Origin of the sequence: Streptomyces sp. NPDC050564 (genome assembly GCF_044457265.1) — a bacterium.
Taxonomy (GTDB): Bacteria; Actinomycetota; Actinomycetes; order Streptomycetales; family Streptomycetaceae; genus Streptomyces.
On sequence record NZ_JBITGS010000011.1, the window covers coordinates 87,882 to 107,978 of the forward strand.

At 71.4% G+C, this 20,097-nt stretch carries 16 protein-coding genes; 9 read left to right on the forward strand and 7 right to left on the reverse strand.

Annotated features, from left to right (window positions below):
* Window positions 1-42 precede the first annotated feature (42 nt).
* Together ACIBK0_RS19125 and ACIBK0_RS19130 are read left to right on the forward strand one after the other, a co-directional pair.
* Window positions 43-1,881: an HSP90 family protein gene (locus tag ACIBK0_RS19125; protein ID WP_399081115.1), complete on the forward strand. Its 1,839-nt coding sequence runs from the start codon at window positions 43-45 to the stop codon at window positions 1,879-1,881.
* Window positions 1,878-4,865, forward strand: coding sequence for a tetratricopeptide repeat protein (locus ACIBK0_RS19130; protein ID WP_399081117.1), 2,988 nt, complete (start codon window positions 1,878-1,880; stop codon window positions 4,863-4,865). Before ACIBK0_RS19125 ends, ACIBK0_RS19130 begins: the two co-directional genes overlap by 4 nt.
* A 276-nt stretch (window positions 4,866-5,141) precedes the next feature.
* Here the strand turns inward: ACIBK0_RS19130 and ACIBK0_RS19135 are convergent, their stop codons facing one another.
* Window positions 5,142-6,878: a DAK2 domain-containing protein gene (locus tag ACIBK0_RS19135; protein WP_399081119.1), complete on the reverse strand. Its 1,737-nt coding sequence runs from the start codon at window positions 6,876-6,878 to the stop codon at window positions 5,142-5,144.
* Between the two features lie 258 nt (window positions 6,879-7,136).
* Here ACIBK0_RS19135 and rpmB point away from each other — a divergent pair, with 258 nt between their 5' ends.
* From rpmB to ACIBK0_RS19150, 3 genes are all read left to right on the forward strand, one after another.
* Window positions 7,137-7,322 (forward strand): 50S ribosomal protein L28, encoded by a 186-nt coding sequence (rpmB, locus tag ACIBK0_RS19140; RefSeq protein WP_003993230.1) that lies wholly within the window; start codon window positions 7,137-7,139, stop codon window positions 7,320-7,322.
* A 307-nt stretch (window positions 7,323-7,629) separates the two neighbouring features.
* Complete coding sequence (locus ACIBK0_RS19145; protein WP_399081121.1) at window positions 7,630-10,830, forward strand: BTAD domain-containing putative transcriptional regulator; 3,201 nt, start codon at window positions 7,630-7,632, stop codon at window positions 10,828-10,830.
* A 35-nt stretch (window positions 10,831-10,865) separates the two neighbouring features.
* Window positions 10,866-12,098 carry an FAD-dependent monooxygenase gene (locus ACIBK0_RS19150; RefSeq protein WP_399081123.1) on the forward strand — a complete coding sequence of 411 codons (1,233 nt, stop codon included), beginning with the start codon at window positions 10,866-10,868 and terminating at the stop codon, window positions 12,096-12,098.
* A 158-nt stretch (window positions 12,099-12,256) separates the two neighbouring features.
* On the opposite strand, the gene thiD is transcribed toward ACIBK0_RS19150, so the two are convergent.
* Complete coding sequence (gene thiD / locus ACIBK0_RS19155; RefSeq protein WP_399081125.1) at window positions 12,257-13,054, reverse strand: bifunctional hydroxymethylpyrimidine kinase/phosphomethylpyrimidine kinase; 798 nt, start codon at window positions 13,052-13,054, stop codon at window positions 12,257-12,259.
* Window positions 13,051-14,016, reverse strand: coding sequence for a thiamine-phosphate kinase (locus ACIBK0_RS19160; RefSeq protein ID WP_189188951.1), 966 nt, complete (start codon window positions 14,014-14,016; stop codon window positions 13,051-13,053). The genes thiD and ACIBK0_RS19160 overlap by 4 nt, the downstream gene beginning before the upstream one ends.
* A 206-nt stretch (window positions 14,017-14,222) precedes the next feature.
* On the opposite strand from ACIBK0_RS19160, the gene ACIBK0_RS19165 reads away from it, so the two are divergent.
* On the forward strand, window positions 14,223-14,456 hold the full coding sequence (locus tag ACIBK0_RS19165; protein WP_028802415.1) for an Lrp/AsnC family transcriptional regulator: 234 nt from the start codon (window positions 14,223-14,225) through the stop codon (window positions 14,454-14,456).
* A 20-nt stretch (window positions 14,457-14,476) separates the two neighbouring features.
* Window positions 14,477-14,986, forward strand: a complete 510-nt coding sequence (locus tag ACIBK0_RS19170; protein WP_399081129.1) for a DUF3515 domain-containing protein — start codon at window positions 14,477-14,479, stop codon at window positions 14,984-14,986.
* A gap of 21 nt (window positions 14,987-15,007) precedes the next feature.
* Here ACIBK0_RS19170 and ACIBK0_RS19175 read toward each other — a convergent pair whose 3' ends face one another.
* The 3 genes from ACIBK0_RS19175 to ACIBK0_RS19185 all read right to left on the reverse strand — a co-directional run bounded on the left by ACIBK0_RS19175 (window position 15,008) and on the right by ACIBK0_RS19185 (window position 18,193).
* Window positions 15,008-16,165, reverse strand: coding sequence for a D-alanine--D-alanine ligase family protein (locus ACIBK0_RS19175; RefSeq protein ID WP_399081131.1), 1,158 nt, complete (start codon window positions 16,163-16,165; stop codon window positions 15,008-15,010).
* Window positions 16,166-16,409: 244 nt separating this feature from the next.
* The gene (locus tag ACIBK0_RS19180) at window positions 16,410-17,420 is read right to left on the reverse strand and encodes an NAD(P)H-dependent glycerol-3-phosphate dehydrogenase (RefSeq protein ID WP_399081133.1); all 1,011 of its coding nucleotides are present in this window, start codon (window positions 17,418-17,420) and stop codon (window positions 16,410-16,412) included.
* The gene (locus ACIBK0_RS19185) at window positions 17,417-18,193 is read right to left on the reverse strand and encodes a lysophospholipid acyltransferase family protein (RefSeq protein ID WP_399081135.1); all 777 of its coding nucleotides are present in this window, start codon (window positions 18,191-18,193) and stop codon (window positions 17,417-17,419) included. Before ACIBK0_RS19185 ends, ACIBK0_RS19180 begins: the two co-directional genes overlap by 4 nt.
* 144 nt (window positions 18,194-18,337) lie before the next feature.
* Here ACIBK0_RS19185 and cofC point away from each other — a divergent pair, with 144 nt between their 5' ends.
* Window positions 18,338-18,976, forward strand: coding sequence for a 2-phospho-L-lactate guanylyltransferase (gene cofC / locus ACIBK0_RS19190; RefSeq protein WP_399081137.1), 639 nt, complete (start codon window positions 18,338-18,340; stop codon window positions 18,974-18,976).
* Window positions 18,977-19,075: 99 nt separating this feature from the next.
* The gene (locus ACIBK0_RS19195; RefSeq protein ID WP_189188945.1) at window positions 19,076-19,279 is read left to right on the forward strand and encodes a hypothetical protein; all 204 of its coding nucleotides are present in this window, start codon (window positions 19,076-19,078) and stop codon (window positions 19,277-19,279) included.
* 78 nt (window positions 19,280-19,357) lie between these two features.
* Here the strand turns inward: ACIBK0_RS19195 and ACIBK0_RS19200 are convergent, their stop codons facing one another.
* Window positions 19,358-19,999: an HU family DNA-binding protein gene (locus ACIBK0_RS19200; RefSeq protein WP_399081140.1), complete on the reverse strand. Its 642-nt coding sequence runs from the start codon at window positions 19,997-19,999 to the stop codon at window positions 19,358-19,360.
* Window positions 20,000-20,097 lie beyond the last annotated feature (98 nt).

Consider the following 20,097-nt stretch of genomic DNA (forward strand, 5'->3'; position numbering starts at 1 on the left):
CCCGCGCCGTCGCCCGTCCCTCCAGCCACCGGCGCAGCGACGATGGACTCCCAGACTTCACAGCCATCACAGGCACCCCAGTCACCTCATACGTTCCAGGTCGACCTGCGCGGTTTGGTGGACCTGCTCTCCCATCATCTCTACTCCAGTCCCAAGGTCTATCTGCGCGAGCTGCTGCAGAACGCGGTGGACGCGATCACCGCGCGGCGCGCCGAACAGCCCGACGCCCCGGCCACTGTGCGCCTGTACGCCGAGGGCGGCGCCCTGCGAGTGGAGGACTCCGGTGTCGGTCTCACCGAGTCCGACGTGCACAACCTCCTCGCGACCATCGGCCGCAGCTCCAAGCGGAACGACGCTCTGGAGTCGGCCCGTTCCGACTTCCTCGGGCAGTTCGGCATCGGCCTGCTGGCGTGTTTCGTCGTCGCCGAGCGCATCCGGGTCGTCAGCCGCAGCGCGCGGACGCCCGACGCGGCGCCCGTGGAGTGGACGGCGGCCGACGACGGCTCGTACACCGTGCGCACGCTGCCGCACGAGGCGCGCACCGAACCGGGCACCACCGTGCACCTGGTGGCGCGCGCCGGGGCCGGCGAGTGGCTGAGCGAGGAGCGGGTGCTCTCGCTGGCGCGGGACTTCGGCTCGCTGCTGCCGTACGACGTGCGGGTCGGCGACGAGGTGATCGCGGACCTTCCGGCGCCCTGGGACCGTCCCTGGCCGAGCCCCGCCACCCGCAGGGTGGCCCTGGCCCGGCACTGCCACGACCTGTTCGGTTTCACGCCGCTGGACTCGATCGACCTGGACGTGCCGCTCGCAGGGATCCGGGGCGTGGCGTATGTCCTGCCGTCCGCGGTCAGCCCGGCCCAGCGTGCCGGCCACCGCGTGCACCTGAAGGGCATGCTGCTCACCGAGCGGGCCGAACAGCTGCTGCCCGACTGGGCGTTCTTCGTGCGCTGCGTCCTGGACACGGACAGCCTGCGGCCCACCGCGTCACGGGAGTCGCTGTACGAGGACGAGACGCTCGCGGCCGTACGTGAGGCACTGGGCGAACGGATCCGCACCTGGCTGACCGGGCTCGCGGCGGGCGATCCGGAGCGACTGGCCGCCTTCCTGTCGGTCCACCACCTGGGCGTGAAGTCCCTTGCGCGGCACGACAAGGAAATGCTGCGCACGATGCTGCCGTGGCTGCCCTTCGAGACGACCGACGGGCGGCTGTCCCTGGAGGAGTTCGCGCAGCGGCACCCCGTAGTGCACTTCACGCGGACCGTGGAGGAGTACCGGCAGGTCGCGCCGATCGCCTCCGCACAGGGCATCGGGGTGATCAACGGCGGCTACACGTACGACAGCGAGCTGATCGAGGCACTGCCGTCCGTGCGCCCCGGGACGGCAGTGTCGGAGCTCGACGCCGACACCGTGACGGCCCACCTGGACGCGGTCGACCCGGCCGAGGAGCTGGCCCTGTCGGCCTTCCTGGCGGCCGCGCGGGCCAGACTCGACCCCCTGGGCTGCGATGTGGCCCTGCGCGCCTTCCACCCGCTGTCGGTCCCGGCGCTGCACCTGGACGACCGGGCGGCCCGGCACGAGCAGGCCCGTGCGGAGGCCGAGGAACAGGCCGACGACCTCTGGGCAGGCATCCTCGGCTCGCTGCGCGGCAGCGCCCCACGCGCGCGCCTGGTGCTCAACCACCTCAACCCGCTGATCCGGAGGATCGGTTCACTCGGCGACCCGGAGCTGATAGGCACCGCCACGGAGTCCCTCTACGGGCAGGCCCTGCTGATGGCCCAGCGCCCGCTGCGGCCCGCGGACTCCGCGCTCCTCAACCGCGCGTTCATCGGCCTCCTGGAGTGGGCCACGCACACCGACCCCGGGAAGGAGGACCGCCGATGAGCAGCCAGGCCATGGACTTCGACACCCTGCGCCAGGCGATGGGGGACAACTACGAGAAGCCGGAGGGCCCCGCCCGCAACGCGCGCGCGGAGCAGCTGCTCGTCGAGGCCGAGAAACTGAACATCCCGCTCGCCGTGATCCAAGCGCTCGGACACCAGCTGAAGGTCTACAACTACAGCTCCGAGAAGGACAAGATGTTCGTCCCCTTCGCGCGCCTGCTGCGCATGTGGGACGAGCACCCCGAGGACTTCGACGAGTACGAGATCCACTCCCTGCACTGGGTCTTCAAGTGGATGTCCGCCGGAATGCTCGACCAGCCGCACGTTCCGCTCGCCTCCATAGAGAAGTGGCTCGGCGAGATGGAGCACCGCTACCGGCTGGCCGGTCACTCCGAACGGGCCGTACGCGGCGCCGAGTTCAGCGTCGCGGCCCACCTGGGCGACCTGGACCGCGCCGAGCGGGCCTATGCCGCCTGGCTGGCCGCCGACCGGGACAACATGGCCGACTGCCACGCGTGCGAGCTGCACAGCCAGGGCTGGTGGCGCGCGGAGCGCGACGCGGACGCGGAGGCGCTGGAGCTGTGGCGCCCGGTCCTGGAGGGCGAGTACACCTGCGCCCACGAGCCGCACACGGTCCTCGCCTCCTCCCTGCTCCCCCTGCTGCGGCTGGGACGCGTCGACGAGGCGCGCGCCCATCACCTGCGGGGCTTCCGGCTGGTGCGCGCCATGGAGAGCATGCGCGGCGCGTACGCGGACCATGTGGAGTTCTGCGCGCTGTCCGGCAACGAGGCGCGCGCCCTGGAACTGCTCACGGAGCGGCCGGCGTATTTCACGGACTCCGGGGACCCACGCAGCAAGCTGGACTTCATGGCGGTGGTGGCCCTCCTGATGGACCGGCTGACGTCCCTCGGGCTCGGCGAGCAGACGGTGCCCGGACCTGCCGGACGGGCGTGGACCGCGGGGGAACTCGCCGTCCACGCGCGCGGGGAGGCACTTTCGCTGGCGGCGCGCTTCGACGCGCGCAACGACACCCCGTACGTCAGTGAGCGTGCCCGTGCGCGGATGGATCAGCCGCCGCTCGTGGACCGGCTGCCACTGGGCGTGCGCTCCACACGTCCCGCGCGTACGCCCGTGCCGGCGCCGCCCACGAGCGCCGTCACGCGACCGGCCGCCGAGCCGGACCTGTCCGCGCTGCTCGCCGAGGCCCGGCGGCTCTCGGCCCTGCGGAGCCCCGACGCCGTCGAGGCCTGGGCCACGGTCTCGCGGGCCGCCGAGGGCCACGAGCTGGATGTCCGCGACCGCGCGGAGATGGCCGATCACGCGGCGATGGGCCGCGGTCCCGAGGGGGGCGAACTCTTCCACCGCGCGGCCGAGTTGTACGCCGTGGCGGGCGACCCCGGCGAGGCGCTCGCCGCCCGCGCCCGCGCCGCGTACGTCCACGCCCTGTCCGGCGCCACCCAAGAGGCGCTGACGGCCGTCTCAGAGCCGTACGAGAAGGTGCTCGCCCTCTTCGCGGAGGGCGGGACGGGGGTGTCCCAGACAGCGTCCGTGCTGGTGGGACGGGCGCGGATATTGATGCACCGCCTGGATGAAGCCGGGGATGAAGCCGAGGCCAGGGGCGTTGTGGTGACCGACGCCGAGGAGGCCGCGCGGGAGTTGCTGGCCCTTTCCGAGCCGCATGTCGCGGACGACGTGGCGGTGGCCTCGCGAGCGGCGGAGGCGCAGGCGATGCTCGGGGAGCTCGCGGCGCGGTCCGGGGACGCCGGGGCGGCCACGGAGTTGCTCTCGCGGGCCGTGCAGACGTTCGTGGCGGCCGGGCTGCCGTGGTTCGCCGTCGAGTACGACTCCCGGCTCGCCGGGATCGCCCTGCACCTCGGCGACACGGAGGGCGCGGAGCGGGCGGCACGCGCGGCGCTGGACCACGGAGGGACGTACCTGGAGCCCATGGGCCAGGCCCAGCTGCACCTGCAGCTCGCCGAGATCCTCGGTACCACGGGGCAGGTCCGGCCCGCCGCGGAGCACGCCCTGGAGTCCGCCCACTGGGCCGACGAGGCGGGGCAGGCCGGCACGCTCGGCGCCTGGGCCCGGCACCAGCTCGGTGGTTTTCTGCTCCGTCAAGGGTGCTGGGCGGAGGCCGCCGAGGTGCTGGAGTCGGCGCTGCCCGATCTGACCGCCGAGATGCACGGCGACGGAGCGATCGTGCAGACGCGGTGGTGGCTCGGCGACTGTCTCACCGAGCTCGGCGAACACCGCGAGGCCGCCGAACACTGGCTGCGGGCCGCCGACATCGCCCGGCACTGGTCCGAACAGCGCGACCACGCGATGCTCGCGCATCTCGCCGCCGAGGCGCTCGGGCACGCCGGGCTGACCGCCGAGGCGGACCAGGCGTACACCCGAGCGGGTGACCTCTGGCGCGCCCTCGGCAACGTCCACGGGCTCGTCCGGTCGCTGCGGGCGCGTGCGTGGGCCGCGGCTCGTACGGATGCGGGGCTCGACGGCGCGCGGGAGTTGATGTCTCTGGCTGTGAGGGAGTGCGAGTCGGCGGTCGAGGGGGCGTCCGTCGCCCCTGATTCGCCGTCCGGCTCGCCGTCCGGCTCGTGGGAGGACGATGACGGGGATGTGAGTCGACGTCTCGTCGCCGAACTCGGTCACACTCACCGTCAGTTCGGGGACCTTGTGGCCCGGTCCGTGCCCGAGGACGCGGAAGAGGCCGTCGGCCAGGATGCGTTCGAGGAGGCCTTGGCCCACATCACTCAGGCGATCTCGGTGTTCGGCTCCCTCGGGGATGATGCGCTTGATGCCCGGACCGGTGCCGAACTGGCCGCCGGGTGGCTGGAGTCCGACCTTCGGCGTCCCGCCGCGGCCGGGGCACGCGCGCGTGCGGTGCTTTCCGCTTACGCGGGAGTGGAGGGGGACACCGCGGAGGCGCGGCGCGCCGAGGCGGAGAGCTTGCTGGGGCTGGCGGGAGCACAGGAGGAGCAGTGAGGTGACGGGACCGGTATGGCGATTGGGGCCGGTGTGGTGGATTGGGGCCGGTGTGGTGAATTGAGGTCGGCGTGGCGGGTATAGCGGGTTTTCGCCCTACCGCCGCTACCCCTTCCCACAGCTTGGGGATTCCGCCCCCATGCCTCGGATCGGCCTCAACGGCCTCGTCCTCACACGCCGGACGGGCTGATCCTGCCGACCGGGGCCGGAAAACCTCGGCCCGTCCGGAGTACGAGGAGCGGGGGTCCGGGGGCCGAACCCCCAGGTACCGGGCCGCTACTCAACCCCGATCAACAACAACGCCCCCTGCCGCCCACCCCGGTACACCACCGTGTCCACCGCCAAGTACGACTCCCGCACCCGGGATTCGAGATGCGCGGCGATGGCGTCGGGCGCCTCGTCGCCGAGGACGAGGGTGACCATTTCGCCGCCGGCGGCAAGCATGCGGTCGAGGACGGTTTCGGCGGTGCCGGTGATGTCGGAGCCGATCACGGCGACATCGCCGTCGATGAGGCCGAGGACGTCGCCGGCCTGGCAGATACCGGCCATGGTCCAGGACTGCCGCTCGGCCACGGCGACCTCGGCGTAGCGCGTGGCCCCGGCCGCCGAGGTCATGGCGACGACGTCCTCGTCGAAGCGACGCTCCGGCTCGTGCACGGCGAGCGCTGCGATGCCCTGCACGGCGGACCGGGTCGGGATCAGCGCGACCCTGACGCCCTCCGCGCGGGCCTGTTCGGCAGCCGCGGCCGCCGTGTGGCGCAGGTCCGCGTCATTCGGCAGGAGCACCACCTCGCGCGCGTGGGCCCGCCGTACGGCCTCGACGAGCTCCCCGCTGGCGGGCGGCTCCCCGGGCCGCGCGAGCACGGTGGTGGCCCCGGCCTCCGTGTACAGCCCGGCCAGACCCTCACCGGGCACGACGGCCACGACGGCGCGTTGTGCCCGCTCCCGGGGTGGCCGCCCGGCCGCGCCGGCGGTGTGGACGTCCCCGAGCCCGAAGTGCGTGATCCTGATCCGGTACGGCCGCCCGGCCTCGACGCCCGCCTCTACGGCGGCGCCCGCGTCGTCCACGTGCACATGGACGTTCCACAGCCCGTCACCGCCGACCACGACGAGGGAGTCCCCCAGGCCGTCGAGCCGGTCCCGCAACCGGGCCACGGCCGCGTCCTCCGCCTCCAGCAGGTAGATCACCTCGAAGGCGGGCCCCTCTTCCTCCGGGGGACCGTCCGCACACGCCTCGGGATGCGCGTCGGCGACGTCGGTCACGGACTCGTCCACGCGCGCGTGGACCTCCACAGGGACCATGAGCGCCCCCGGCGCCTCCCCCGTGAACGTCTCCACCAGCGCCGCCAGCACGGCCACCAGCCCCCGGCCGCCCGCGTCGACCACACCGGCGCGTTCCAGTACGGCCAGCTGCCCGGGGGTCGCCGCGAGTGCCGCCCGCGCCCCCTCGTACGCCGCGCGCGCGACCGTTCCGCAGTCGCCCTCGGCGCCGGTGACCGCGTCGGCGGCGGCCGAGGCGACGGTGAGGACCGTTCCCTCGACGGGGTGCGCGACGGCCTGGCGCGCGGAGTCCGCGGCTTGCCGCAGGGCGAGCCGCAGACCCTGGCCGTCGGCGTGAGCGGTCTCACTGTCGGCGGCGAGTACCTGTGCCATGCCGCGCAGCAGCTGCGCGAGGATGGTCCCGGAGTTGCCGCGGGCCCCCAGCAGCGCCCCGTGTGCCATCGCCCGTACGGCGTCGGCGAGGGTGGGCAGCCCTGCCCCCGCGGATGCGGCGTGATGACCCGCAACGGCCTCGCTCGGTCCGGCGACGGCCTCGTAGCCCGCGAAGACCGCCTCGACCGCCGCGGCAGCCGACTCCACTGTCAGATACAGATTCGTCCCCGTGTCTCCGTCGGCCACCGGATAGACATTGATCGCGTCGATCTCCTCGCGCGCCCGTCCCAGCGCCTCCAGCGCGAGACCGCACCAGGTGCGCACCGCGAGAGCATCCAATGTCTGCGGCACCTGCGGCACCTGCGCCTCCTTGAGCTGCTGGACGTGGGACGCAGCGTAGACCCAGGACGGGTTACTGCCGGTAGGGGGCCTGGAGGAGGGCCGGAGCGGGGCCCGGGGCAGCCATGGTAGTTTCGTTCTCCGGACGCAGTCGTTGTATGCTGCTCCAGTTGCCCGATCCGATCGGGCCTTCCCCTGGCACCGCCACTCAGATCCTAGATCTTGATCCCGGCATGCCGGGATCAACCGTAAGTGCATCTGAAGTCTTTGGAGTGACCCGTGGCTGCCAACTGCGACGTCTGCGGCAAGGGGCCGGGCTTCGGCAACAACATCTCGCACTCGCACCGCCGTACGTCCCGTCGCTGGAACCCCAACATCCAGCGCGTCCGTACCGTGGTCGGCGGGACGCCGAAGCGCGTGAACGCTTGCACCTCGTGCATCAAGGCCGGCAAGGTCTCGCGCTGACAACCGCTAGCGCGCGGCCACTGCTGGTTCGCTTGCACTGAACCGGTCCACCTAACGGTGGACCGGTTTTTTGCTGCCCGGATTCTTGCCGGTTCCCTTCTGCCCGGTTCGCTTCTGCCCCAGATTCTCCGCTGCCCCGGGTTCACTTCTGCCCCGAGTCGCTGTCCTGGGTTCGCTTTTGCCCCGGGTTCTCCGCTGCCCCGGGTTCTTCCTCGCCCCAGTTCTTCGCCGACCCACGCGGTCCTCACGCGCGCGTAGACCCCGTTCTCCCTCCCCCGTCCCCAGGGGACCTGCCAGAATCTGCCCAATGCGCTTCGGCATCCTGGGCCCTCTCGACATCCGCACCGAAGACGGCAGCCCTCTGGACCCCGGCGGCCCCCGCCCGCGCGCCCTGCTCGCCCTGCTCCTCCTGGACGCGGGGCGCACGGTCTCCACGGAACGGCTGACGGACGGCCTGTACGGGGCCACGCCGCCGGCCGGGGCCCTCAACGCCCTCCAGTCCCAGGTCTCCCGGCTGCGCAGGCGGCTCGGCCCGCACGCCGAGATCGAGGCGACGTCCACCGGCTACCGCATCGCCGTCTCCCCCGAAGCCGTCGACGCCCACCGCTTCGAGCGCCTGGCCGGTGAGGGTCGCACGGCCCTCACCCGAGGCGACCACACAGGCGCGGCGGCCACGCTCCGGGAGGCGCTCGCCCTGTGGCGCGGCCCCGCTCTGTCCGCTCTCCCCGACGCGCACGCCCAGGTCACCCGGCTCCACGAGCTGAGGCTCGCCGCCGTCCAGGACCGCGTCGATGCCGAACTGGCACTCGGCGGCGGGCCCGAACTCGTACCGGAGCTGCGCGAACTGATCACCGCGCACCCTCTGAGCGAGCGGCTGTACGGGCAGCTGATGCGGGCCCTGCACGCGGGCGGGCGGCCCGCCGAGGCGCTCACGGCGTACGAGGAACTGCGAAGCACGCTCGCGAACGAACTGGGCGCCGATCCGTCGCCCGAACTGTCCGCGCTCCACCTGGAGCTGCTCAAGGGCGCGGCTCCCGCCCGGCGGCGCGTCCCCGCCCAGCTGACGCGCTTCATCGGCCGCGGCGCGGAGCTCCGGCGGATCGGGAGGTTGCTCGCGGAGGCTCGCCTGGTGACCCTCACGGGGCCGGGCGGGGCGGGCAAGACCCGACTGGCGACAGAGGTCGCGAGCGCCCACGCAAACGCTGCCACGAACACCCGCGTGAACGTTCACGACAGCCGACACGTAAACGCTCGCGCAAGCGTCTGCGCGAACGCTTGCGTAAGCGCTTGCGCAGACGGTTGCGTAAGCGTTTACGCGGACGCTTGCGTAAACGCTTACGGAGACGCGCGCGCATCAGCAGACGCTCACGCAACCATGTGCGCAGACGTCTGCTTCGTCGAACTGACCGGCCTCACCGACGGCTCCCAGATCCCGTACGCCATCCTCACCGCACTCGGCGTGCGCGAGGGATTACGCACGCCCGCGACCGACACCACGCAGCGGCTCCTCGCCGCCCTGGAGGACCGCGACCTGCTGCTGGTGCTGGACAACTGCGAGCACCTCGTCGAGGACGCGGCCCAGGTCGCCGCACTGCTTCTGGGGACCTGCCGCGGTGTACGGATCCTCGCCACCAGCCGCGAGTCACTGGGGATCACGGGTGAGGTGCTGTGCCCGGTACCGCCGCTGCCGCCGGAGCCCGCCGCCCGGCTGTTCGTGGACCGGGCAGCCGCCGTGAGGCCGGGTTTCGAGGGACACACGCGCGTGGCCGACATCTGTGCCGCAGTCGACGGACTGCCGCTGGCCATCGAACTGGCCGCGGCCCGGCTGCGCACCCTCACCCCCGACGAACTCGCCGACCGCCTCACCGACCGCTTTCGGCTGCTCTCCCGGGGCGACCGCACCAAGGCCGCACGTCACCGCACCCTGCGCGCCGTCGTGGAGTGGAGCTGGGACCTCCTGGACGACGAGGAGCGGGAGTTGGCGCGGCGGCTGACGGTGTTTTCCGGGGGCGCGACACTTGATGCGGTCAAGGCTGTGTGCGGGGTGCCGTATCCGGAGGATCTGCTGGCCTCGCTGGCGGAGAAGTCGCTCCTCGAGGTCTCCGACGGGCGCTATCGCATGCTGGAGACCATCCGCGCGTACGCCGCCGAACATCTCGCCGAGCGGGGCGAGGAGGAGCGCCTGCGAGCTGCCCACGCCGCGTACTTCATGCGCCTGGCCGAGGAGGCGGAACCGCATCTCCGAAGCGGTGGCCAACTCCCGTGGCTGGCCCGGCTGGGCGCCGAGCACGTCAATCTGGACGCGGCCCTGCGCCACCTCGCGCGCACGGACGTCGGACGCGCGCTGCTCCTCATGGCCGCGCTCTCCTGGTTCTGGCGGCTGCGCGGCCTGCACGGCGAGCAGGTGCCGCTCGCCCGCGAACTGCTGACGGCCGTGGGCACCGCTCCCCCGGAGGGCCTGACGGAGGAGTACGTCCTCTGCCTGATCAACACGATCTCGGGCGGTGCCGATGAGGACGACTCCGCCGCCCGGGAACGCCTGGACCGCGCGGCCGTCCTGCTCGGCTCCCTGCACCACGAGCTGCGCCTGCCGTTCATGTTCGTGATGTGGTCGGTCGCGGACGGCCCGCGCCGAGTCACCGACGAGCAGGTGCGCACACAGGTCGGCGACGCTCCCTGGGGACGGGCCCTGATGGAGCTCGGCGACGGCTTCCAGCAGCTGTTCGCCGGACGGCCCGACGCGGCCGAGGCGGCGCTCACCCGTGGTCTGGCCGGCTTCCGGGCCACCGGAGACCGCTGGGGGCTTGCCAACTGCCTCGACCCGCTGGCCATGCTCGCCGACCTGCGCGGAGACCACGAGCGGGCCCTGGAGCTGATCGACGAAGCCCTGAGGTACGTACGGGAGCTGGCGGCGCCGGAGGAGACCGGTGACCTGGTACAGCGGCGCGCCACCGTCCTGCTGCACCTGGGGGACTTCGAAGGGGCGGCCGAGCACTACACCCGCGCAGCCTCCCTGGCCCGTACCGCGGGCGCCCCGGACAAGGTGGCGGCGGCCCGGCGCGGTCTGGGCGACACCGCCCGACTGTCGGGGGACCCGGCACGCGCACGCGTGCACTACGAAAACGCCCTGGAGGTCTGTGCCGGGAACTGGTTCAGCGTCGGCGAGTCCGTACGAATCTTCATCGGCCTGGGTCGCACCGCCCTCGCCGAGCAATGCGCCGACGAGGCCCGTGACTGGTTCGTCCAGGCCCATGCCCTCGCCCTTGAGGTGCACGGCGGGCTCGAACTCGCCGACGCCACCGAGGCGCTGGCGTCCGTCGCCGAGAGCCCCGAGCGCGCCGCCGTCCTGCTCGGCGCGGCCGTCGTCCTGCGGGGCGCCGCGCCCGAGGGCGATCCCGAGATCGTCGGCATCAGGGAACGGATACGGAAAGAGCTCTCTCCGGAGGTGTACGAGAAGGCCCTCCAGCAGGGACGGAGCCTCGGGTCAGCGGCGGTCAGCGAACGGTAAGGGCACGGTCAGCACCTCCGGAGAAGCTCCTGACCATGACGAACAACGACACCGCTCGGCCTGCCAACCACACCGCCGGGCTCGCCCACCTCGACATCCTGATCTCCGGCGCCAGCATCGCCGGCCCCGCCCTCGCCCTGAACCTCGCCCGGTACGGCGCCCGCGTCACCGTCGTCGAGAAGGCCCCCGATCTGCGCGAAGGCGGGTTCGCCGTCGACTTCCGGGGACACGTCCACCGGACCGTCCTGACCGCCATGGGCATCTGGGACGAGATCCACGCCCGCCAGACCCGCATGGGCCGCCAGATCGTCGTCGACGCCGACGGCAGCCCGCGCGTCGATCTGCCGGCCGAGATGATGAGCGGAGACGTGGAGATCTTCCGCGGCGAGCTGGCACAGATCATGTACGAGCGCACCAGGGACAGCGTGGAGTACGTCTTCGGCGACTCGATCGCCACGCTCACCGAGTCCCCCGAAGGCGTCGACGTCACCTTCGAACGCGGTGCGCCCCGCCGCTTCGACCTCGTCGTGGGCGCCGACGGACTGCACTCCCTCACCCGCCGGCTGGCCTTCGGGGACGAGTCCCGCTATCTGCGCTTCCTCGACCACTACGTGGCGGGCTTCGGCGTCCCCAACGAACTCGGCCTGGACCGCACGGCACGCCTCTACAGCGAGCCGGGACGGGCGATCGCCGTCGGCAACTACGACGGCGACCCGGACCGGGCGGGCGCACTGCTCGTCTTCCGGTCCGAGAAGCTGGAGTTCGACCGGCGTGACGTCGCCGCTCAGAAGCGGATCCTGGCCGAGCGGTTCGCCGGGATGGGCTGGGAGACGCCGATGGTCCTCAAGGCCCTGGAGCGGGCCGACGACCTGTACTTCGACGCGATCGCCCAGATCCATGTCGACCGGCTCACCAAGGGCCGTGTGGCGCTGCTCGGCGACGCCGGGTACGGCGCCACCATGGGCGGCATGGGCACCGGTGTCGCGATCGTCGGGGCGTACGTCCTGGCCGGGGAGCTGGCCCTCGCGGGCGGCGACCACCGGACCGCGTTCGCCGAGTACGAGACGCGAATCCGGGACTTCGCCAAGGGCTGCCAGAAGATCTCCGGCAACGCGGGCCCGTTCTTCGCCCCGCCGACCGAGCGGCGGATCCGCAGCCGCGACCGGATGTACCGGATCCTCAGCTCCCGCCCCCTGGCCCGCTTCTTCAAGAAGCTCACGGAGAAGGCGGCCACCGACATCAAGCTGCGGGAGTACCCGCGCCCGTAAACGCTCGCGCAAGCGTTTACGCACACGTTTACGCGCGCCCCCACACAAAGCGCTCCGTGACACGCCCGTACACAAAGCGCTCCCTGACGCACACCGTACGCAAAGCGCTCCCTGACGCACCTGATGCGCAAGCACATACGCGCCCGCACAAAAAACGGCTACGCGCCGGCCCTGAACCGCCACCCATGATCGACCGGCCCGATCCCGCCACCCAGCGCGAACCCGGCCGCGATCGCACCGGTGACGTACACCTTGGCCGCCGCCACCGCCTCCGGCACGGTCTGCCCCTTCGCCAGCCCAGAAGCAATCGCCGACGCCAGGGTGCAGCCCGTGCCGTGCGTATGCCGGTTGTCGTGGCGCGGGGCCCGCAGCCAGTGCTCCTCGGAGCCGTCGGTCAGCAAGTCCACGGCGTCACCGGGCAGATGGCCGCCCTTGATCAGGACCCACTTCGGCCCGTACGACAGCACGGCCGCCGCGGCCCGCCCCAGATCCTCCTCCGACACGACCCGTACGCCTGTGAGTTGGGCCACCTCGTCGAGGTTCGGCGTCGCGACGGTCGCGACCGGCAGCAGCTTGGTGCGGACGGAGTCGAGGGCCGACTCGGCGAGTAGCGAGTCCCCGTGCTTGGAGATGCCGACCGGGTCGACGACGACCGGCGCGTCCGTGGTCGCGATCAACTCGGCGACGGTCTCGACGAGTTCGGACGAGGCGAGCATGCCGGTCTTGACCGCCTGGACGCCGATGTCGTCGACGACGCTGCGGTACTGGGCGCGCACGGCGTCCACCGGCAGCTCCCAAGCGCCCTGTACGCCCAGGGAGTTCTGCGCGGTGACGGCGGTGATCACGCTCATGCCATGCACCCCGAGGGCGAGCATCGTCTTCAGGTCGGCCTGGATCCCGGCCCCGCCACCGGAGTCGGAACCCGCGACCGCCAGAACCCTGGGCGGCGCGCTCACGACTCGATGTCCCCGAAGTGGTCCCAGCCGCCCTTGCTCGTCCAGGGCGCCCCGTCCACCGTGACCTGCGGCAGCGCCGACGGGTTGAGCACCTCGCCGATCACCTTCCAGCGGGCGGGCAGTTTCACGTCGGGCGGGAAAGTCGCGACGATCGCGTGGTCCTCGCCGCCGGTGAGCACCCACTGGAGAGGGTCGACGCCGACAGCCTGCCCGATGTCGTTCATCTGCGAGGGGACGTCGATGTCGCCGGAGCGGACGTCGATCCGCACCTTGCTGGCCTCGGCGATGTGCCCGAGGTCGGCGATCAGCCCGTCGCTGACGTCCGTCATCGAGGTCGCGCCGAGCCCTGCCGCCGCGGGACCCGCGTGATACGGCGGTTCGGGACGCCGGTGGGCCTCGACGAAGGCGCGCGGCGAGCGGAAGCCCCGCGAGAGCACCGCGTACCCGGCCGCCGACCAGCCCAGCCAGCCCGTCACCGCGACGACGTCACCGGGCTGGGCCCCGGCCCGGGTGACCGGCTCGTGGTTGCGCAGATCGCCGAGTGCGGTGATCGCGATGGTGATCGTGTCACCGCGTACGACATCGCCGCCGACCACGGCCGCGCCCGCGACCTGGCATTCGTCGCGCAGCCCGTCCATCAGCTCGGAGGGCCATGTGGCCGGGAGTTCGGCCGGGACGACCAGGCCGAGCAGCAGCGCGGTCGGTACGGCGCCCATCGCGGCGATGTCCGCGAGGTTCTGCGCGGCCGCCTTGCGCCCCACGTCGTACGCCGTGGACCAGTCGCGGCGGAAGTGCCGTCCCTCCAGGAGGATGTCGGTGCTCGCCACGACCCTGCGGTCCGGCGCGGCCACCACCGCGGCGTCGTCGCCGGGGCCGACCCGGACCGCCGGGGTGGTGGTGAGACGCGAGGTGAGCTCTCGGATGAGCCCGAACTCCCCCAACTCGCCCACGGTGCCCTTCATGATCGTAGTGCTCCCTCTGTCGCTACCCGTGCCCGGTCGCGAGCCGTCTCCGTACTCGGTACGGTCGAGTTGACCGTCAACTTGTGCAGTTCGTGCACCCCGGCGCGCAAGCCCCAGCCACCCCGGGTCTCCCCGCGGCGAGCGGCAACGCGATACCGTGGCGTTCCTTTTCCCCACATGATCCTCGTGGCCGCCCTGGAGGTTCCGTGGTACAGGCGTACATCCTGATCCAGACGGAGGTCGGCAAAGCGTCGACCGTCGCCGAGACGATCAGCAAGATCCCGGGGGTGATCCAGGCCGAGGACGTGACAGGACCGTACGACGTCATCGTGCGAGCCCAGGCCGACACCGTCGATGAACTCGGCCGCATGGTGGTCGCGAAGGTCCAGCAAGTGGACGGCATCACCCGCACCCTGACCTGCCCGGTCGTGCACCTGTAGCCCCCGTCTACCCTTGGCCGGTGAACTTCTTCCGTCACCGGCACACTGCTTTCCTCGGGCTGCCCGCGGTCGCGCTGCTGATCACGATTGCGGGCTGCTCCTCAGCAGACGACAACGCGTCGGTCTCGGTTCCGAGCCCGAACGCGAAGGTCACCAAGCTGTGCCAGAACCTGGACAAGGTGCTGCCGCGGAAGGTGGACGGCCTCGGCCGCAAGGATCCCGAGCCCCGGTCCGCGCTGAGCGCGGGCTGGGGAAGCCCGGCGATCATACTGCGCTGCGGTGTCGAACGGCCTCCGAAGATGATTGATCCGAAGGTGGCGCTCGGCGACGACCCGAAGGCGGTCGGCGGCACGGTGAACGGCGTCGACTGGCTGATGGAGAAGCGGGACGACGGGTCGAACCGCTTCACCACAGCGAACCGCAGCGTGTACGTCGAGGTGACCGTGCCCAAGGGGCGGGACGCCTCCGGCATGCTCGTCGACATTGCCGCATCCATCAAGAAGGCGATCCCCAAGGGGATCGCCAACTGACACCAGGGCGGTGCAAGCCGCTCAGCGCAGCCCGGTCGACCGTCGCAGCGCCGCCTGTACCAGGCGGTCCACCAGCTCCGGGTAGCTGACGCCCGTCTCCTGCCACATCCGCGGGTACATCGAGATCGGCGTGAAGCCCGGCATCGTGTTGATCTCGTTGATCACGAAGTCGCCGTCCTCGGTGAGGAAGAAGTCCGCGCGGACGAGACCCTCGCAGGACGCCGCCTCGAAGGCCTCGACGGCCAGTCGCCGCACCTCGGCCGTCTGCTCCGCCGTGAGGGGCGCGGGCACGATCCCGTCGGCCGAGTCGATGTACTTGGCCTCGAAGTCGTAGAAGGCGTGAGACTGCACGGGCGGGATCTCCGCGGGGACGGAGGCGCGCGGGCCGTCCTCGAACTCCAGCACCCCGCACTCGATCTCGCGGCCGCGCAGCAGCGCCTCCACGATGATCTTCGGGTCGTGGCGCTGTGCCTCCGCGATCGCCTCGTCGAGGCCCGAGAGGTCGTCGACCTTGGTGATGCCGAACGAGGAGCCCGCGCGTGCCGGCTTCACGAACAGCGGCCAGCCGTGCTCGCCCGCGAAGTCGATGATCTTCTTACGGGCGGCGGACTCGTCCTGCTGCCACTCGCGCGGCCGGATCACCACGTAGGGGCCCACCTTCAGGCCGAACGAGGTGAACACCCGCTTCATGTAGTCCTTGTCCTGGCCGACGGCCGAGGCGAGCACGCCCGAGCCGACGTACGGGACCCCGGAGAGCTCCAGGAGGCCCTGGAGGGTGCCGTCCTCGCCGTACGGGCCGTGCAGCATGGGGAAGACGACGTCGACCTCGCCCAGGGCCTTGGGGACCGATCCGGGCTCGCTGTAGACCACTTCACGGTCGGCCGGGTCGAGGGGGAGCACCACGCCGCCCTCGCTCGACTCGGCGAGCTGCTCGACGTTCGGCTGCTGCCGGTCGATGATGGCCATCCGTTCCGGCTCGTCGGCGGTGAGTGCCCAACGGCCGTCCCGGGTGATGCCGATCGGCAGGACGTCGTACTTCGTACGGTCGATGGCGCGCAGCACCGCGCCGGCCGTGACCACGGAGATCCCGTGTTCGGAGCTGCGCCCGCCGAAGACGACGGCCACGCGCGGCTTGCGAGGCGGCTGCTCAGGGCTCTGGGGGAGGTTCTCGGTGCTCATATCGCGTTGAGAGTACCCGTTGGTACGGCGGTGAGTCAGCGCCCCACCGGGGCCGTTGCTCAGCGTCGTACGACTGGTCGCACAGCGTTGATTCCCGGCGCCGTACGAGCCGTCGCGGAGCACTGATTCCCGGCGTCGTACGCACCCTCGCGGAGCATTGATCCCCGCCGTCGTACGAGCCGTTGCGGGCGTTGACGCCCGACGTCGTACGAGAGCCGTCGCAGGACGTCGCGCACCTGGTGGTTCAGCGGCGCTCGGGCTTCGCGCTGCGCGACATCAGTTCCTTGAGAGCGACCACCGGCGGCTTGCCCTCGTGGACGATGCCGACGACGGTCTCCGTGATGGGCATGTCGACGCCGTGCCTACGGGCCAGATCCAGCACGGACTCACAGGACTTGACGCCCTCGGCGGTCTGCTTGGTGACCGCGATGGTCTCCTGGAGGGTCATGCCCTTGCCGAGGTTCAGGCCGAAGGTGTGGTTGCGTGAGAGCGGCGAGGAACAGGTGGCCACCAGGTCGCCGAGGCCCGCGAGTCCGGAGAACGTCATCGGGTCGGCGCCCATGGCGAGTCCGAGCCGGGTGGTCTCCGCCAGACCGCGCGTGATGAGCGAGCCCTTGGCATTGTCGCCGAGACCCATGCCGTCCGCGATGCCGACGGCGAGACCGATCACGTTCTTGACCGCGCCGCCGAGTTCGGCGCCCACCACGTCGGTGACGGTGTACGGGCGGAAGTACGGCGTGTGGCAGGCGGACTGGAGGCGCTGGGCGACCGCTTCGGAGCGGCAGGCGACCACGGCGGCGGCCGGCATCCGTGCGGCGATCTCACGGGCCAGATTGGGTCCGGTGACCGCGGCGATACGGTCCGCGCCGACCTTGGCGACGTCCTCGATCACCTCGCTCATCCGCATGGTGGAGCCGAGTTCGACGCCCTTCATGAGGGAGACGAGCACGGTCTCGGGCGCGAGCAGCGGCACCCACTCGGCGAGGTTTTCGCGCAGCGTCTGTGACGGCACCGCGAGGACCGTGAAGTCGGCGTCCGCGGCGGCCTCGGCGGGATCGGAGGTGGCCCGCAGGTTCTCGGGGAGTTCGACACCGGGCAGGTAGTCGGGGTTCGTCCGGGTGGAGTTGACTGCCGCGGCGAGTTCACCACGGCGCCCCCACAGGGTGACGTCGCATCCCGCGTCGGCGAGCACCATGCCGAACGCGGTGCCCCACGATCCGGTCCCGAAGACGGCCGCCTTGACCGGCTTGCTCACGCGCCCTGCCCCTCTTCCTGCTGTGCCTGTGCTTTTTCCTTCGCCGCCGCCCTGCGGCGCTGTGCGATGCGCACCTCGCGGGGGTCGTACGCCTTCGCGGGCGCCTTCTCGCCGCGGATCTGCTCCAGCTGCGCGGTGATGGCGGCCATGATGACCTCGGTGGCCTCCTTCAGGAGGTCCGGGCTCATCTCCTTGTCGTAGAAGCGCGAGAGGTCCACCGGCGGCCCTGCCAGCACGTGGTGGGTCTTGCGCGGAAGGAGGTTGGGCTTCTTGGCGTACGGGGGCAGCAGTTCGTTGGCGCCCCACTGGGCGACCGGAATCACCGGGCACTTGGTCTGCAGCGCGACGCGCGCGGCACCCGTCTTGCCGGTCATCGGCCAGCCGTCGGGGTCGCGGGTGAGCGTGCCCTCGGGGTAGAACGCGACGCACTCGCCGCGCTTCACGGCGTCGATCGCGGCCCGGAAGGCGCTCAACGCGTCGGTGCTCTCGCGGTAGACGGGGATCTGTCCGGTGCCACGCATCGCGGCCCCCACGAATCCCTTCTTGAAAAGGCCCGCCTTCGCCAGGAATCGCGGAACACGCCCGGTGTTGTACTGATAGTGGGCATACGCGAAGGGGTCCACATGCGAATTGTGGTTCACCGCGGTGATAAATCCGCCCTCGGCCGGAATGTTCTCCATTCCACGCCAGTCCCGCTTGATCAGAACCACCAGCGGCGGTTTGCAGAGGACCGCTGCGAAGCGGTACCAGAAGCCGATTCTGCGGCGGGGCACGCGGACACCTTCCTCTAGGGCCTGGGGGGCCGCACAAGTGTCGCCCCAGGCCGCCTGTCTGTCGAGAACACGGTACGCCCCGGCGTCCGGAGCGCCAGGGCCGCCGGGTCACAATGGGGCGCTACAAGGGAGGGCGGAACGCTGGTGCGGTGGACTGTGGTCGTACCCCTCAAACCCCTGGCGCGGGCCAAGAGCAGGCTGGCGGACACGGCCGCCGACGGACTGCGCCCCGGGCTCGCCCTCGCCTTCGCGCAGGACACCGTGGCGGCCGCGCTGGCCTGCGCGGTGGTCCGCGATGTGGCGGTAGTCACGGACGACGCCCTGGCCGGGCGGGAACTGGCCGCGCTCGGCGCCCGGATCGTTCCGGACGAGCCGGGCGGCGGTCTGAACGCCGCGTTGGCGCACGGCGCGGGGGTCGTACGGTCCTGGCGCCCCGACGGTGCCGTCGCCGCCCTCAATGCCGATCTTCCCGCCCTACGGTCCACGGAATTGCGGCGAGTACTCGATGCGGCCGCGGAATTCCCTCGCGCATTTCTGCCGGATGCCGCCGCAATCGGTACAACTCTGCTCACCGCCGGGCCGGGGCGGGAATTGCTTCCGGCTTTCGGTACGGATTCCCGGGCCCGTCATCGCGCCTCGGGTGCCAGGGAACTCCGACTGGACGCCGTGGATTCCGTACGGCAGGACGTGGACACCGGGGACGATCTGCGGGCGGCGCTGGCGCTGGGGGTGGGTCCGCGTACGGCGGAAGCGGCGGCACGGTTGCTGATTCCCGGGCAGTAGGCGGTTCGCACGCCGCGGGCCGTCCGAGGCCCGTCGCCCCGCGGCGGAGCCGTATGGGGCACAGCCTCGCGCCCCTTGGGGGCCCCGTAGGCTGCCCCCATGCAGGCGACCGCGTACACGTACGACCCCGAGACCCGCAGCGGCCAGGTGCTGCTCGACGACGGTACCCCCGTGCCCTTCGACGGCCCGGCGTTCGACGCCGGCGGGCTGCGGCTGCTGCGCCCGGGCCAGCGGGTACGTATCGAGACCGAGGGCGAGGGCGAGGCCCTCCGGATCACCCTGGTCACCCTGCAGACGCTGTAGGCGTCGCGCACACGCCGCGGGCCGGGCTCCCGAGGGAAGCCCGGCCCGGCGCGTGAGTTGCCCCTGCGCCCCTGCCGACTAGCGGGCGGTGGCCTTCTTGGCGGTGGTCTTGCGAGCGGTCGACTTCTTGGCGGGGGCCTTCTTGGCCGTCGCCTTCTTCGCCGGGGCCTTCTTGGCCGTCGCCTTCTTGGCGGTGGTCTTCTTGGCCGTGGTCTTCTTGGCGGCCGCCGTGGTCTTCTTGGCGGCCGTCTTCTTGGCCGTGGTCTTCTTGGCGGCCGCCGTGGTCTTCTTGGCGGTGACCTTCTTCGCCGTGACCTTCTTCGCGGTGACCTTCTTCGCGGTGGCCTTCTTCGCCGCGGCCTTCTTGACCGTGGCGGCGGCACCGCCGGTCAGGCTGCCCTTGGGCGCCTTCTTGACGGCGACCTCGCCACCGCGCGGGAGCTTCTTCGAGCCGCTCACCAGGTCCTTGAAGCCCTGACCCGCGCGGAAGCGCGGCACGGAGGTCTTCTTGACCCGAACGCGCTCCCCGGTCTGCGGGTTGCGGGCGTAACGAGCCGGACGGTCGACCTTCTCGAAGGAACCGAAGCCGGTGACCGAGACCCGGTCCCCGCCGACAACTGCACGGACGATGGCGTCCAGAACGGCGTCGACCGCGTCGGCGGCCTGCTGACGCCCGCCGACCTTGTCGGCAATCGCTTCTACGAGCTGCGCCTTGTTCACGTCTTCCCCTTCGGAGACATTGCCCGAACGAATGCGTTCAAGCTTTTTCGCACGTTAGGCAGATATATACCGCAAATCAAACACGAAACGGGCTAATC